This is a genomic window from Blautia intestinihominis, assembly GCF_040096655.1.
Classification (GTDB): Bacteria; Bacillota; Clostridia; order Lachnospirales; family Lachnospiraceae; genus Blautia_A; species Blautia_A intestinihominis.
Genome location: NZ_JBBMEI010000031.1, coordinates 31601 through 46434, shown reverse-complemented (window position 1 = coordinate 46434; position 14834 = coordinate 31601). Strand labels below are relative to the sequence as shown.

General features: G+C 42.2%; 11 protein-coding genes. 10 read left to right on the top strand and 1 reads right to left on the bottom strand.

All coding sequences use genetic code 11. From position 1 onward, the window contains the following. The first annotated feature begins 318 nt into the window (after positions 1 to 318). The 10 genes from WMO75_RS10885 to WMO75_RS10840 all read left to right on the top strand — a co-directional run bounded on the left by WMO75_RS10885 (position 319) and on the right by WMO75_RS10840 (position 13610). Entirely contained in the window at positions 319 to 2028 is a 1710-nt protein-coding gene (locus WMO75_RS10885) for a sensor histidine kinase (RefSeq protein ID WP_173905251.1), read from the top strand. A gap of 2 nt (positions 2029 to 2030) precedes the next feature. Next, positions 2031 to 3677, top strand: a complete 1647-nt coding sequence (locus WMO75_RS10880; protein ID WP_349078018.1) for a response regulator — start codon at positions 2031 to 2033, stop codon at positions 3675 to 3677. Positions 3678 to 3682: 5 nt separating this feature from the next. After that, positions 3683 to 4717 carry a substrate-binding domain-containing protein gene (locus WMO75_RS10875; RefSeq protein WP_022214823.1) on the top strand — a complete coding sequence of 345 codons (1035 nt, stop codon included), beginning with the start codon at positions 3683 to 3685 and terminating at the stop codon, positions 4715 to 4717. Positions 4718 to 4956: 239 nt separating this feature from the next. Next, entirely contained in the window at positions 4957 to 6456 is a 1500-nt protein-coding gene (locus WMO75_RS10870) for a sugar ABC transporter ATP-binding protein (protein ID WP_173905253.1), read from the top strand. Beyond that, positions 6453 to 7430 carry an ABC transporter permease gene (locus WMO75_RS10865; RefSeq protein WP_022214821.1) on the top strand — a complete coding sequence of 326 codons (978 nt, stop codon included), beginning with the start codon at positions 6453 to 6455 and terminating at the stop codon, positions 7428 to 7430. The genes WMO75_RS10870 and WMO75_RS10865 overlap by 4 nt, the downstream gene beginning before the upstream one ends. Positions 7431 to 7468: 38 nt before the next feature. Continuing rightward, positions 7469 to 8521: a substrate-binding domain-containing protein gene (locus WMO75_RS10860; RefSeq protein ID WP_022214820.1), complete on the top strand. Its 1053-nt coding sequence runs from the start codon at positions 7469 to 7471 to the stop codon at positions 8519 to 8521. A gap of 111 nt (positions 8522 to 8632) precedes the next feature. Beyond that, entirely contained in the window at positions 8633 to 9619 is a 987-nt protein-coding gene (locus WMO75_RS10855) for a Gfo/Idh/MocA family protein (RefSeq protein ID WP_022214819.1), read from the top strand. Positions 9620 to 9648: 29 nt separating this feature from the next. After that, positions 9649 to 11184, top strand: a complete 1536-nt coding sequence (locus WMO75_RS10850) for a xylulokinase (protein WP_158565271.1) — start codon at positions 9649 to 9651, stop codon at positions 11182 to 11184. A 23-nt stretch (positions 11185 to 11207) separates the two neighbouring features. Further along, on the top strand, positions 11208 to 12335 hold the full coding sequence (locus WMO75_RS10845; protein WP_022214817.1) for an alcohol dehydrogenase catalytic domain-containing protein: 1128 nt from the start codon (positions 11208 to 11210) through the stop codon (positions 12333 to 12335). Positions 12336 to 12452: 117 nt separating this feature from the next. Continuing rightward, entirely contained in the window at positions 12453 to 13610 is a 1158-nt protein-coding gene (locus tag WMO75_RS10840) for an iron-containing alcohol dehydrogenase (RefSeq protein WP_022214816.1), read from the top strand. Positions 13611 to 13714: 104 nt separating this feature from the next. On the opposite strand, the gene WMO75_RS10835 is transcribed toward WMO75_RS10840, so the two are convergent. Next, positions 13715 to 14683, bottom strand: a complete 969-nt coding sequence (locus WMO75_RS10835) for a sugar-binding transcriptional regulator (protein WP_022214815.1) — start codon at positions 14681 to 14683, stop codon at positions 13715 to 13717. Positions 14684 to 14834: the final 151 nt, after the last annotated feature.

The following is a 14834-nucleotide window of genomic DNA, read 5'->3' as shown; positions in this document are numbered from 1 at the left end:
GGGCAAAATGCCATCACCGAAGGTGATTTGGAATGCATTTTGACCAAGTTACTGTGAACGGAGTGAACAGTAACTGTTGGTGTTTTATCCATTAATTGGAAAAAGTATAACGGTTGAAATGTTATTGGGATAATGATATTATACATATGTAAACTAATAGTGCACAAATGTTAAAGGAAGAGAATGAAAAATAAAAAGAAAAGACCAAATAAATTCAGAATTCGACTGTTTATAATTTTTTGGATTGCCCTGGTTATTCCCTGTATGTTGATTTCCTATATTCTATATCAGAATTCACAGGAAAAATCAAAACAGTCCATGGCAGAAGATATTCAGCATACGCTGACAGAAAACATGGCATCTGTAGAAGGAAAACTGGATGCAGTTTCTGATGCGGGTGTATCGTTAAAATTTGCAATGGAACAGAACAATGTGGTGATGATTCCTGACCTGAAATGCAGGGATATTGATATTTACTCTCTGGTGCAGAAAACTTTTTCTACCTATACTTCTCTGCTGGATGAGACATATAATGTCGGCGGATTTTCTGGATTTTATCTTTATTACCCATATCGGCAGCTGCTGTTGGTATCTGATGCTACTTTTTTTCCAAATGTTCTGTCAAATACGATGGACTGTTATCAGGCAGAAGTGGGTAAATGGGGAATTGCGACACCCTATCAGAACATTATCTGCAATCCGACATTGGGAAAATATTTTAATGATTATGATCTGGTGCGAAATTATGAAATCCGTGACGAAGAAGGCAACGAACTATATCTGACTGCCTGCGTGGATGAGCGTTATATCAACAGGCTTTTGTCTGCAAATTTTCAGATTCAGCCGACCTGGCTTGCAATTCTGGATCCTTATGGAAATATAGTAAGTACCAAAGAACAGCAGGATTTCAAAAAAGTCAAAGATCCCTATACAGATATCATAAACTATATCACATCAAAAGAAGATGAACAGATCGGAGAACTGAAAATTGATGGAAGAAATTACATATTAAACTGGAACTATTCTGCAGCAAATAACTGGTATTATGTGAGTGTGACAGATGCAGGAAAGATTCTGTCAGAAAATGGTTTTCCAGATGAAATCAAAGTTTTTGCATTTGTATTTCTGACAGCAGTGGCCTTTGGTGCAGCCTGGACTGTAAATGCAATGATAGAAAAGAGAAATGAGAGAATGCTGTCGGTTCTTCATGATATCGAAAAACAGGTTTCGGAGAATAAAGTTCCGGATGTACTGCAAAAACCGGAACAAGGACGACAGGCAGATGAATATATGGAAGTCAGTGACGAATTTTACAGGATGACAGAACGTGTATGTAATGTAGCGAGGGCAGCTCTTAAACAGAAGGACAAAGTTACAATGACAACGATCCAGATGCTTCAGACAGAACTGGATCCGCATATGCTGTACAATTCACTGGAATCTGCGTACAGCATTGCAAAAATCAACAAGCAGGAAGAAATTGCACAGCTTGTTATGGCATTATCAAAATTTTTCCGGATCGCAGTATCAGGAGGAAAGCGGATCGTAACCTTCAGAGAAGCGTTTGAACTGTCAAAGCAGTATATCATAGTACAGAATGTGCGGGTCAATAATAAGATCACATTTGTGTATGATATCGATCCGGAAGTGGAAGAACTGGCGGTTCCGAAGTTCCTTCTGCAGCCATTGGTGGAGAATGCGGTAATTCATGGATTTCGAAATAAGAGTGACAAATGGAAGATAGAAATAACTGCTTTAAAAGAAAAAGACTGTGTACAGATTACCGTAAAAGATGATGGAATTGGGATGAGTGAAATGGAGCTGGAAAAACTGAACGAAAAGATATGTGATAATACTTTTGAGAATTCTATGGGAAACAAAGGATATGCACTCAGAAATCTGAATTATCAGATCCAGCTTCAATATGGGGAACGTTCCGGGCTTACGATCCGAAGTACTTATGGAGAGGGAACCACAGCAGTAATCAGACTGGAAAATATTTCTGAAGTGGAGAAAGGAGTTGTGTGATATTGCGGCTGTTAATTGCAGAAGATGAACTATGGCTACGAAAAAGGCTGGTATCGACAATCGACTGGTCATCATATGGGATTTCAAAAGTTTATGAGGCAGAAGATGGAGGCGAAGCACTGGAAATCGCACTGAAAGAAAAACCGGATATTGTGATTACAGATATCAGAATGCCGGAACTGTCTGGAATTGATCTTATGAAAAAATTAAATGAAAACTCCATATTTTCCAAAATGATCGTAGTAAGTGGGTATGATGATTTTGAATATGCACAGGGAGCACTCCGCATGGGTGCAATAAACTATCTTCTGAAACCGGTGGATGAAGAAGAACTGCTGGATAGCGTCAAGCGCTGTGTGGAAGAACTGAAAAAAGAAAAAAATAAAGAAACAGTGTTTGATAAACAGTCAGCGGCATCTGAAATGCTGATGGAACATATTTATGAAGATCTGATTTTTGAAACTTCAGAAAAACGAACAGAAGAACTTCTGCAAAAATTAAGCAGGAAAGAAATAGGTTTTCCATTTCAGTCGGCAGCAGTTGTGAATATGCAGGTCAGAGAGCATACCTTTTTTGTGAATGATAAAGTGAAATCAGATATGTGGTCTGTGTACCAGTGGCTCAGACGAAATCTTCAGGAAGACTGCTATGAATGTCAGTATCTTTATATGAGAGGAAGCCAGATCGTACTGCTTTTATTCGGGGATGATCCGGAAGCGAAGTTCATGGAGCGGGTAGAAAACTGGGTTCAGCTGATTCTTGAGGCATTGCAGAAGGAACTGAATATATCACTGTTTATGGCAGCAGGAGATGTGACTGATGATTTTTCCGGAATCCACAGATCTTATGAAATGGCACAGAAGAAGATTAAAGAGAAACGTGCCGAAGAAAAAAGAATCCTGGCACTTCGTAATCAGGAGACAGAGCAGGAACTGAATACCAGATTTGATGATGTTTATGGAGAATATGATTTTAAATTGCTGATTAAAGAAATCCGTAATGGAGATTCAGAAAAAGCACAGACAGAACTTCAGGCGATTCTGCAAAGTTCCTCCAGACGTCTGCAGAGTGCAGATATGATGAAACTGCAGTTGTTTTATATGAATTTTATTAACAGGATTGCAGGAGCATGTCTTCCGGAGTGCGAGGCGTATGCAGATGAACTGGCGATGCAGTGCATGACTGTCATGCGGGAGCTGATTTATATTGGAAGCGATACGATTGTAACGGAAATGTGGGACTGCCTCAGAAAATTTGTCGAAAAACTTGTAGAAGTCTATCAGGAAAACAACGGGAAAAGAAAGCACTGGATGATTGATCAGGTTCTGCAGTATGTAGAAGAAAATTACAATACAGCATTGTCCACCAGGGATATTGCCGGCCGCTTTTTTATGAATACTTCGTATTTCAGCAAACTTTTTCATGAACAGATGGGATGCACTTTTTCAAATTATCTGATCAATGTAAGGGTAGAAAAAGCAAAAATGATGCTGACTCAGACAAATATGAAGCTGTACGATATTGCTGAGGCGGTAGGGTACACGAATGTACAGTATTTTTCGACCATATTTAAGGAAAAAGAAGGACTGACACCATCTGCATTCCGGCAGATGCGTTCTGCGGTAAAAGATGAATACACAGGAAAGTGATAAGAATGGAAAAAAGAAAGAAAATAGGGCTTCTGCTTTTGGCTGTCATTGGTATTACTGTCGCTTTGATCTGGGGAGTCCGGATACAGGAGATGAAAAACGAAAATACAGAAAATTTGGCAGATGAAGAGAAAAATGATGATTTAAAAGGGACGACAATTGCATCTGTAATTCTTCTGGAAGATCAGACCGAAAAAGTAATGCAGACTGCCATGCGCGTTACAGCAGAAAAATATGGGGCAACCGTCATTGAAGGGCAGAGCGGTGGAGAACTGGAAAGGGAAACACGACTGCTCAGTGACTATATGGAGCAGGAAGTGGATGCAATCTGCATTTATCCGGTCAGTCCGACGGGATCGCTTGCAGGTCTGGAAAATGCGGCAAAACAGGGAATTGACATTTATTCTGTGGATCTGAGCATGGAAAGTAAATGGCTGACAGGATATTGCGAAGCGAACCAGTACAATATAGGACAGATGGTTGGAAAAGAATGTGCAGAGTATATCCGGGAAAATTTTCCGGACAGGAAGCCAAAAACTGCAATCATCCAGTTCAGTGCACTGCTTCCGGATACCAGTAAAAGCCGGACGAGAGGATTTTTGTCCATGACACAGAGTCTGATTGATGTTGTTCAGGATGTGGATGCCTGGGATGCAAGTACATCGACACCAATTGTCAAAGAAGTGCTGGATGCCAATCCGGATCTGGATATGATCTTCTGCGCGAACGAAGGCGGTACAGTCGGAGCCGTTATGGCGGTGCAGAATGCGGGACTGAAGATTCCGGTGTTTGGAATTGATATTACGGAGCAGCTGGTGAACATGATGCTGGATGATGATAATATCCTGCAGGCACTTGGTGGTCAGGATCCGGTACAGCTTGGGGAACGTTCCATGGAAAATCTGTGCAGATATCTGATGGGAAAGGATTATGAATCTGAAATTGTAATTCCGGGAATTCTTCTGTCGAGAAGCCGTCCGGGAGAAGCAAGAGACTATATCGAAACGATGAGACAGATTCTGGAACAGGGCAAAAAATAACCAGAAAACAGATAAAAAAGACAATAAAATAAAACAAAATTAACAATGAACAGTAATGCGATACGGTGAAAATCACCAAAAACATTACTGTTTTTTGCTTTATAAAAACAAAAATGACAAACAAAAACCAAAAGTGGAAGATAGATTAAAGTGGTCAGCCTGCTATAATTTGATTAACAAAAACGAAACGGAAAACAACATGAGCAACAGAAGAAAAGTGAAATGTATGGGGTGTGAGTATGGAAACTATTTTGGAAATGAAAAATATTTCTAAACACTTTTCCGGTGTAAAAGCTCTGGATAAGATCCAGTTTGATCTGAGAAAAGGAGAGATCCATTCACTTCTCGGAGAAAACGGTGCCGGAAAGTCAACCATGATAAAAATTCTTGCGGGAATTCATACACCGACAGAAGGACAGATTTTTATCAATGGAAAAGAAGTAAAAATTGAAAAAGTAAGTGATGCAAAAGAACTTGGAATTTCAGTTATTCATCAGGAACTGAGTCTTGTTCCATATATGACAGTTGCAGAGAATATTTATCTCGGCAGGATGCCATCCAAAAAGAGTGGATTTGTAGATGACAGGAAACTGGAAGCAGATGCTTATAAAGTTCTGGAAAGACTGGGCGTTCAGGATGTGATCCACGTAAATGATTATCCGGCAAATCTGACAGTAGCACAGCAGCAGATGGTAGAGATCGCAAGAGCACTCTCGGTTGACAGCAAGATCCTGATCATGGATGAGCCGACAGCATCTCTTACCGAGCGTGAGACAGTACAGCTTCTTGAATTTGTTCAGATGCTTAAGAATCAGGGAGTTGCAATCATTTATATTTCACATCGTATGGATGAAGTATTCCAGATCTCAGACAGGATTACGGTGTTCCGTGATGGACAGTACATAGCAACCAGGAATATTGGGGAGGTAACTTACGATGATGTGATCCGTCTCATGGTTGGACGTGAAATGAAAGATGTTTATCCGGAAGTAAACCTGACAAAAGGCAAAGAACTTTTGAGAGTGGAACATCTGGATGATGGGAAATTTCTCAAAGATATTTCATTTGAACTGCATCAGGGTGAAATCCTTGGCTTCTACGGTCTGGTGGGAAGCGGCAGAACAGAGATTATGAGGTATTTGTTCGGTGTGGATAAAGGAGCTGCTTACAACGCATGGCTGGAGGGCAGAGAGTTTAAAGTATCAAATCCAAAGGAAGCAATTGAAGCAGGTATTATTCTGGCACCTGAGAGCAGAAAAGAACAGGGTCTGGTTCTCATACAGGATATTCGGTTTAATACAGTTCTGGCGATTCTGGACAAACTGATCCACGGAGTAAAAACAGACAAAAAGCAGGAAACAGAGATCGTAGAAAAATATATGAAAAAAATGCGGACAAAAGCAACTTCTGCAGCGCACATTACAGGGCAGTTATCCGGTGGAAATCAGCAGAAGGTTGTTCTTGCAAAATGCCTGGCTACCAACCCGAAGATTCTGATTCTGGATGAACCGACAAGGGGAATTGATGTAGGGGCAAAATTTGAGATCTATAAAATGATCACAGAGCTGGCAGAAGAAGGGGTAGGAATTATTTTCATATCATCAGAACTTCCGGAGATCCTGAATCTTTCAACAAGAGTGATTACAATGCATGAAGGACAGAAGACAGGTGAACTGGCAAGAGAAGAACTGTCAGAAGAACTGGTATTAAAATATGCAACAGGAGGTGCCAACAAATGACAACAAAGAAGGAAAAAATCTCCGGAGGCGTTCCAAAAAATCCGGTTATGAAGTATTTATACCTGAATAAAGGCATTCTGGCAGGAGCACTGGGAATCTTTCTCGTATTTGGATTTCTGACAGAATTTAAATTCTGGGGAAGAGCAAATGTTATCAATATTTTAAGAATCACCAGTCTTGACAGTATTGCAGCATTTGGTGTAACGCTCATCATTATCACAGGTGGTATCGACCTTTCTGTTGGTGCTCTGATGGCATGTGCAAGTACCTATTGTGCACTCCTGATCTCCAATGGTTTGCATCCAGCAGGTGCACTTCTGGTAGGTGTTCTGATCGCAACTGTGTTTGGTGCAATAAACGGTGGAATCGTTGCAAATACAAAAATTCCACCATTTATTGTAACTCTTGGAACCATGAACATTGGACGAGGAATTGCCTACACCTGTTCTGCAGGTACACCGATTCGTATTTCCGGTGATTTCGGAGAAATCGGAAACGGATATTTAATGAATACGATTCCATATCCGATTATCTATACAGCTGTTATTCTGGCAATCACTTATGTTCTGCTCAATAAGACAAAGTTTGGCCGTGAAGTATATGCAATCGGCGGAAATGCAGAAGCTGCCAGATTCTCAGGAATCAACAGCAAAAAAGTTATCTGGATCGTATATACATTTGCTGGATTTTTGTATGGTATCTATGGTGTTATCTCCTGTTCCAGACTGTACAGTGGACAGCCGACACTTGGACAGGGCTCAGAGCTTACTGCAATTGCAGCTGCAGTTGTAGGTGGAACCAGTATGAGTGGTGGTGTTGGAAGAATCGGAGCCACTTTTATCGGCGCACTGATCATGGATCTTTTAAGCAGTGGACTGAATTTCATGAACGTGCCGTTCTACTGGCAGTATGTGTGTCAGGGCGTTGTAGTTCTCGGGGCAGTATTCGTTGATCTTCAGATAAAGAAAAAATAAAAAATTAATATAAAAAACAAACAAGGGAGGATTCAAGGATGAAAAAAAGGTTAGTAGCAGTTTTAATGACAGCAGCAATGGTATGCAGTATGGGAAGTGTGTCCGCAGTATCAGTATTTGCAGAAGAAGAGACCGCAGAAGCCGCAGGGGATGAAGATGTGGTTTATGTAGACCCTCTTGAAGCGGAAGATGGACTGCCGTTTGCTGCTACCGAACTGAGCAAAGGCAAAACAATCGGTGTTTCTGTACAGACACATGCAAATGCATTTTTCCTCGCAGAGATCGACGGTGTTAAAGCTACACTGGAAAAAGGCGGTATTGATGCAGAAGTGATTGCACCTGACCCGGCAAATGATATCAACACACAGGTAGAGGATATCACACAGATGGTTGCCAGAGGCGTAGATGTTATTTTTGTAGATGCTCTTGACAAAGATGGAATCAAACCTGCACTGCAGGAAGCAGAGAGAGCTTCCATTCCTGTAATTGCGATTGATTCCAACGTAGAAGATAAAGATCTGATCGCATCTATTGTAGAATCTGATAATGTGGCAATGGGAAAAATGGCAGCGCAGACACTTTGTGATTCCATTGACGGCGAAGGTGAGATCGTAGTTATCAACTGGTCAACACTTCAGGCAGTACGTGAGCGTGTAGAAGGTCTTAAGTCAGTGATCGAGGAGTCTTATCCGAATGTAGAGATCGTAGCAGACCAGGATGCTTTTGGTGTAGTAGAAGATGCACAGAGTATTATGGAATCCTTCCTTCAGACTTATCCGGATGTAAAGGGAGTCTTTGCAATCAACTCTCCGACAGCACAGGGTGCAGCGGCAGCAATCAAGGCAGCAGGTCTGGAAGGCAAGATTTCTGTAGTAGATATCGATGGTGCACAGAATGATATCGATATGATCAAAGAAGGACAGATCCTCTGCTCACCGGTACAGTTCCCGAAGACGATCGCAAACAAAGCAATGGAATGTGCAGAACTTATCTGGGCAGGAAAAGAAGATGAGGTTGCAAAACATTACTATGTAAGCGGCGACAACATCACAGAAGAAAATCTCGACCAGTATGACGGAAATACATACTAAAGGAAATCCTGCATTAATTAAATATAGTTTCAGGTAAAAGAGAAAAGCACTGCAGGATAACGAGAGAATGTTATTATGTGGTGCTTTTCTGAATAAGGGGTGCTGAAAGATATGGCAGTAAAAACAAAATGGGCGATTATCGGGACAGGATATATCGCGAATCAGTTTGTATCCGGGATGCGTGCAGTGGAGGATGCGATTCTGGAAGCTGTTGTTTCCAGAAGTGAAAATTCAGGCAAAAAATTTGCACAGAAATATGGTTGTGAAAAAGTCTACACAGATCTGAAAACAATGCTGGATACAGAAAAAATCGATATCGTATATCTGGCAATTCCGAATTCCTGTCATTTTGAATATATTATGGAGATTCTGGAAAGAGGAATCCCTGTACTGAGCGAAAAACCAATGGTTGATAATGGAAAGCAGCTTACGCAGGTTTTGAACAAAGCAAAAGAAAAGAATACATTTCTGATGGAAGGCATGTGGACGAGATGTTTTCCGGCAGTCATACAGACAAGAAACTGGATCAAAGAAGGACGGATCGGAAAGCCACTGACAGTCCGTGCCGGCTTTGATATCAAGCCGGATATTGATGACTGGCAGCCCTGGAAAGCCGGAATCAAATATGCAGCAGGTGCACTTCGGGATGTTGGAATTTATTCTCTTGGAATGGCGTATCTGGTATTCCCGGAAGGCCCACAGAAGATTTATTCCAATATGAAATCAAACGGAGAGGTAGATGAATGTTTCCAAATGCTTCTCACGTATTCAGAAGGCAGAGCAGCAATACTGAGCGGAGCATTTAATCAGATAGGAAATGCAGAAGTGGAGATCGTAGGAGAGGAAGGCAGGATCCTGATAGGACCGGAATTCTGGCATCCGACCACGGCAAAGCTGATTTTAAACAATGGAAAAAAAGAATGTTTCAGTGAGGAGTACTGTGAAACAGGATTTCAGTATGAAATACAGGAAGTTATGAAATGTCTGGAACAGGGAAAGAAGGAGTGTCCGCATTTCACCTGGAAAGAGTCGATCGCAATTGGAGAACTGATAGAAAAGACCCGAAAAGAATGGGGAATCCTTTATGCATCAGACTGACGCACAAATTCAGAAAGGGCAGATTGAGTATGAAAGAAATATTATTAATGGCGGTTGACCTTGGTACAAGCTTTATCAAAGCAGGGGTTTACAATACAGAAAGTCAGTGCATTGCAATTGAGATGGAACCTGTGAAAGACTACCGTCCAAAGCCGGGAGTTTTTATTCAGAAAGGAGAAGAACTTCTTGCATCGGTAATTGCGTGCATGAAAAAAGTCGGAGAAAAAATCGGTGACAGAAAGAAGAATATCGCAGCGATTTCTTTTACCGGACAGATGTCAGGATTCATGGGAGTTGATAAAGACTGGAATGATATCACAACCTGGTCCTGTTCCCTGGACAGCCGTTATATGCCATATGCAGAGCGGCAGATGAAAGAATTAAAAGATGAGTTCCTGAGAGTCGGAGGAACCAACTTTCCACAGATGGCACCAAAGGTAGAATGGTTCCGCAGCGAATATCCGAAAGAAAGCGAAAAGATTGCGAAGTATCTGATGATCAGTGGCTATGTAATCGGAAAACTGGGCGATATCTCTACAGAAGATGCAGTAATGGACAGATCGTTTACAGAGTGGACAGGACTTGCAGATGTGCAGAACGACCGTTGGTCAGATGAAATCTGTGATGCGATCCATCTGGACCAGAAATATCTTCCGAGAATCGTAAATTCAAATCATATCTGTGCACATCTGAACAAAAAAATGGCAGCAGAGTTAGGGTTTACAGAGGGAATTCCGCTGGTTTCCGGTGCAGGTGACAAAGTAGCAGGATGCCTGGGGGCAGGAATTGTGGACTATGGTGATACGATTTTTGAAGCTTCATCTTACGGCGAAGTCAGCACCTGTGTACCGGAATATCGACCGGATATGGAAGAACGCAGACTGGATGTTCTGCCATCGGCGATTCCAGGTGACTTCTATGCGACACACTTTGTTGCAGGTTCAGGAATTACACTGGACTGGTTTATGAACACTTTTGTGAAACACGAAGGAATCACTTCCAAAGAGATGTTTGCACAGATGGAAGAAGAAATGAAAAACATCCCGCCTGGATGTGACGGACTGATGGCGATCGGACTCCTTGGAGGAAATTCCATGCCATCTGATGGTGCACTTCGTGGAATGTGGATGGGATATGACTGGAGCCACAGCAAAGCGCATTTTTACAAAGCTCTGATTGAAAGCTTTACTTATGATTTTACGTTATGTATGAACAGCATTGAGAGACTGTATCCGGAATATACGATTGATCTGGTCAAAATTATAGGAGGCGGTGCAAAATCACCGGTCTGGACGCAGCTCAGTGCAGATATCCAGAACAAAAAGTATACGACCATCAACAGAGATGACGTGGCAATGTGGGGCGTATCCATTCTCGCCGGAAATGCAATTGGTGTATTTGGAGATCTTAAAGAAACCGCAAAGAAATTTGTAAGCAGCAAGACAATCTACACACCAGATCCGGAGAATGGAAAACGGTATTATAAATACATGAGTCTGTATAAGAAATATGTGACAGAGCTGCATGATTTCTATAAGAGGATCCAGGATCTTGCGAATGAATAAAGGCTGACAGGAGGAACGGAGAAATGAGTTTGACAAAATCACAGGTAGAATCTATTGTACGGAATACAATTACAGAATATGTATCAGAAACAACTGTTTCCGGCAAAATGAAAGCATATGTGATGAATGAAGAAAGAAAAATGGTGATCAAAGAGATGCCGGAACCAGTTCCGAAAGCAGATAACATGATTGTAAAAATTAATTATGCATCTATCTGCGGAACCGATTTCAGAACTTTTATGAAAGGCAATGCCAAAATTACCCCACCGAGGATCATGGGACATGAATCGGCAGGAGTTGTAATACATGTCGGTGCGTATGCAGAAGGAAAAGGATTCAAAAAAGGAGACCGTGTAACGGTAGCACCGGCAGTAGGATGCGGCAAATGCTGGTCCTGCCAGACCGGTCACACCAATATGTGCGATTCTCTTAAGACATTTGGTTTCCAGTATGAAGGTGCTTTTGCAGAAAAAATGGAAATTCCGAAGCACGTTATTGATATGGGAAATGTGATCAAAATTCCGGACAGTGTTTCTGATATGTCAGCAGCACTTTCTGAACCGGCAGCATGTGCATTTAACGCACAGACCTATCTGAATATTCAGCCAGATGATTATGTAGTCATCTATGGAAGTGGATACATTGGCTGTATTCATGCAGAACTTGCCCGTCTTGCAGGTGCATCCAAGATTATCATGGTAGAAATTGCAAAACCAAGAATTGAGATTGCAAAGAAAATGATTCCGGACATTATCGTAATCAATCCGAAGGAGCAGGACACTGTAGAGGAAGTGAAACGAATCACGAACGGAAGAGGCGCAAATGTTGTAATCACAGCACTTTCTGTTCCGAGTGCCCACACAGAAGCACAGATCATCGCAGCCAAGAGAGGACGAATCAGCCTGTTCGGTGGAATTGCAGGCGACGGAAAAGGATATCTGGACAGTAATCTGATTCATTACAAAGAACTTTCCATTCATGGTGTTCATGCAACTACCGCAGGAATGATGAAAGAAATCATCAGATATGTGGAAGAGGGGAAACTGAACCTGGAAAAATATGTAACAGATGTCTATGATCTGAAGGATATTTCAGAAGGCTTCCTGGCAATCAGAGACAGAAACGCAATGAAAGTACTGGTTCACCCATAATCTTCCGATAAATATTGACTTTTTTAAAGCAATATGATACTCTGAATCAAGAACGAAAGTTACTTAATGCGTATCATTTGTTCATAGAAAGGCTTAGGATGAATGGAGGAAGTCAATATGAACTACAAAGAATTGTACCAGCCTGCACATACCATCATTGGTAAGGGTTGCATTCAGGAGATACCAAGATATATCGATACCATAGCCGGAAATAAGGCGCTGGTCGTTACGGATGAGGGATTGTATAAGATTGGTACAGTGAAGAAGGTAACAGATGTTTTGGATCGTGCCGGTAAACCGTATGCGCTGTATACCGGAGTTAAGCCAAACCCGACCGTATCCCTGGTCAATGAGGCGAAGGCAGTTTACGACAGAGAGGGATGCGACTACCTGATCGGAATCGGAGGCGGTTCCCCGCTGGATGTATCTAAAGCAATCAGTATCCTGGCAAAAAACGGCGGTAATATCGAAGATTACAATGGACTTGACAAATCAAAGAAATCCGGTGTTCCGCTGATCGCGATCAATACAACAGCCGGAACAGGATCAGAAGTTACCAGAGCATATGTAGTAACAGATGAAGTTCGTAAAGTAAAGATGCTGATGGTCGATGCACACTGCCTTTCCTATCTGGCACTGAACGACCCGGCACTGATGGTGGATATGCCGGCACCCCTTACCGCAGCTACCGGAATGGATGCTCTGACCCATGCGATCGAAGCCTATGTTGCGAAGTCGCATTTTCCGTTTACTGACGGTCTGGCACTTGAAGCAATCGGACTGGTAGCCAAATCCCTGCAGAAAGCCTGCGAAAATGGACGCGACATGGATGCAAGAACAGATATGTGCTGGGCAGAATATATGGCAGGGCTTGCTTTTTCCAATGCAGGACTTGGCATGGTACATGCGATGGCTCATCAGCTTGGTGGATTTTATAATACACCGCATGGAGTTGCAAACGCGATCCTCCTTACACACGTAATGAAATTCAATCTCCCTTCCTGTAAGGAACGCTATGCAGATATTGCACGTGCACTCAAGATCAATACAGCACATATGACACCAGATCAGGCAGCAAATGCAGCAATCACCTATATTGAACAGCTTGCAGAAAGAATACATATCCCGAAATTATCAGAGACTGCATTCAAACCGTCGGATGTGCTGACACTTTCTCTTCATGCACTCGAAGATACCGGAATGCCGGAGAATCCAAGAGAAGCAACCCTTGTAGATGTACAGAAAGTGTTCATGGACGCATACTACGCAAAATAAATAAAAAAGACAAACAGGAAATGCCCCCTGCATTCAGTTTGAAATGCAGAGGGCATTTTGCTGTTTGATACATATCGAAAAGACAACTAAAGGGAACTGGCAGTCTATACAGCATCGGCACAGAGCTGCTCATCCTTGCTGAGAACCCACTGTGCAGTCTCTTCATTTGTGATCAGGACATTGACGATCTTACCCTTAAGTGCACCGAGGATACAGTCTACTTTGCTGAGACCCTGGGCAACACCGATCCGGTATTTCTTATTTCGGATATCCTCAAGCGGGACAGCGGCTGTGCGCTGATCCAGTTCCTGATCGCAGATATTTCCGTTAATATCAATGAGATGTGTACAGATATCGCCGACTGCACCTCTGGCAGAAAGTTCATCCATCTTGTCCTGGCTGATGTAGCCGGTATGTACAAGTGCACTCTTAGGTCCGAAAGAACCCATAGTCACGAGTGCGATGTTGGCATCACGCCCATACTGGAAAACTTTGCCCATGTTGTGATCCTCCTCCAGAAGATCACGCATTTTCCTGGAATCGAGAACTGCCGGCATCGGAAGGATAAAAGAAGAACTTCCGAGAGCGGTAGAAAAATTCTGGGCGATCTCTGTTGCAAAAACGTTCTTGTTCAGATTGCTGACACCACCGCAGAGCTGGACATTGATGATATCACGAAGATCATCTCTGCGGATCAGTGCCTTGGAACATTCGTAAACAGTGGCACCCCAGGAAAGGCCAATGATATCACCATCCTGAAGAATGGTATCAAGATACCTGGCTGCTTCCAGTCCAAGCCGGGAAAGGGATGCAATTCCCTCGGACATCGGAACGATCCGGACTTTCTCCAGACCGAAATGCTCACGAAGATTTTTCTCCAGAGGAGTTTCGATGCTTAAGGGGTCTATTACCTGAACCTTGACAATACCATTCGATTTGGACTCGTTCAGGAGTTTGGAAATATATGGACGGGAAAGTCCAAGTTTCTTCGCGATCATTTCCTGACTGTAATCATTCTCGTAATAAAGTTTAGCCACTTTAACAAGCAGCTCAATTCGTTTGTAATCTGGCATAAGCTGTGTTCTCTTTCTTTTTCATAATATTTTCGATAGTTCTACTTACTGCGAGTATAACACAAATTGTTCTGTATCGCAATAAGGCTTTTGTCAATTTGTTGTCAAAATATTCGCTAAAAAGAAAACTATTGGCTGAAATGACGAACGA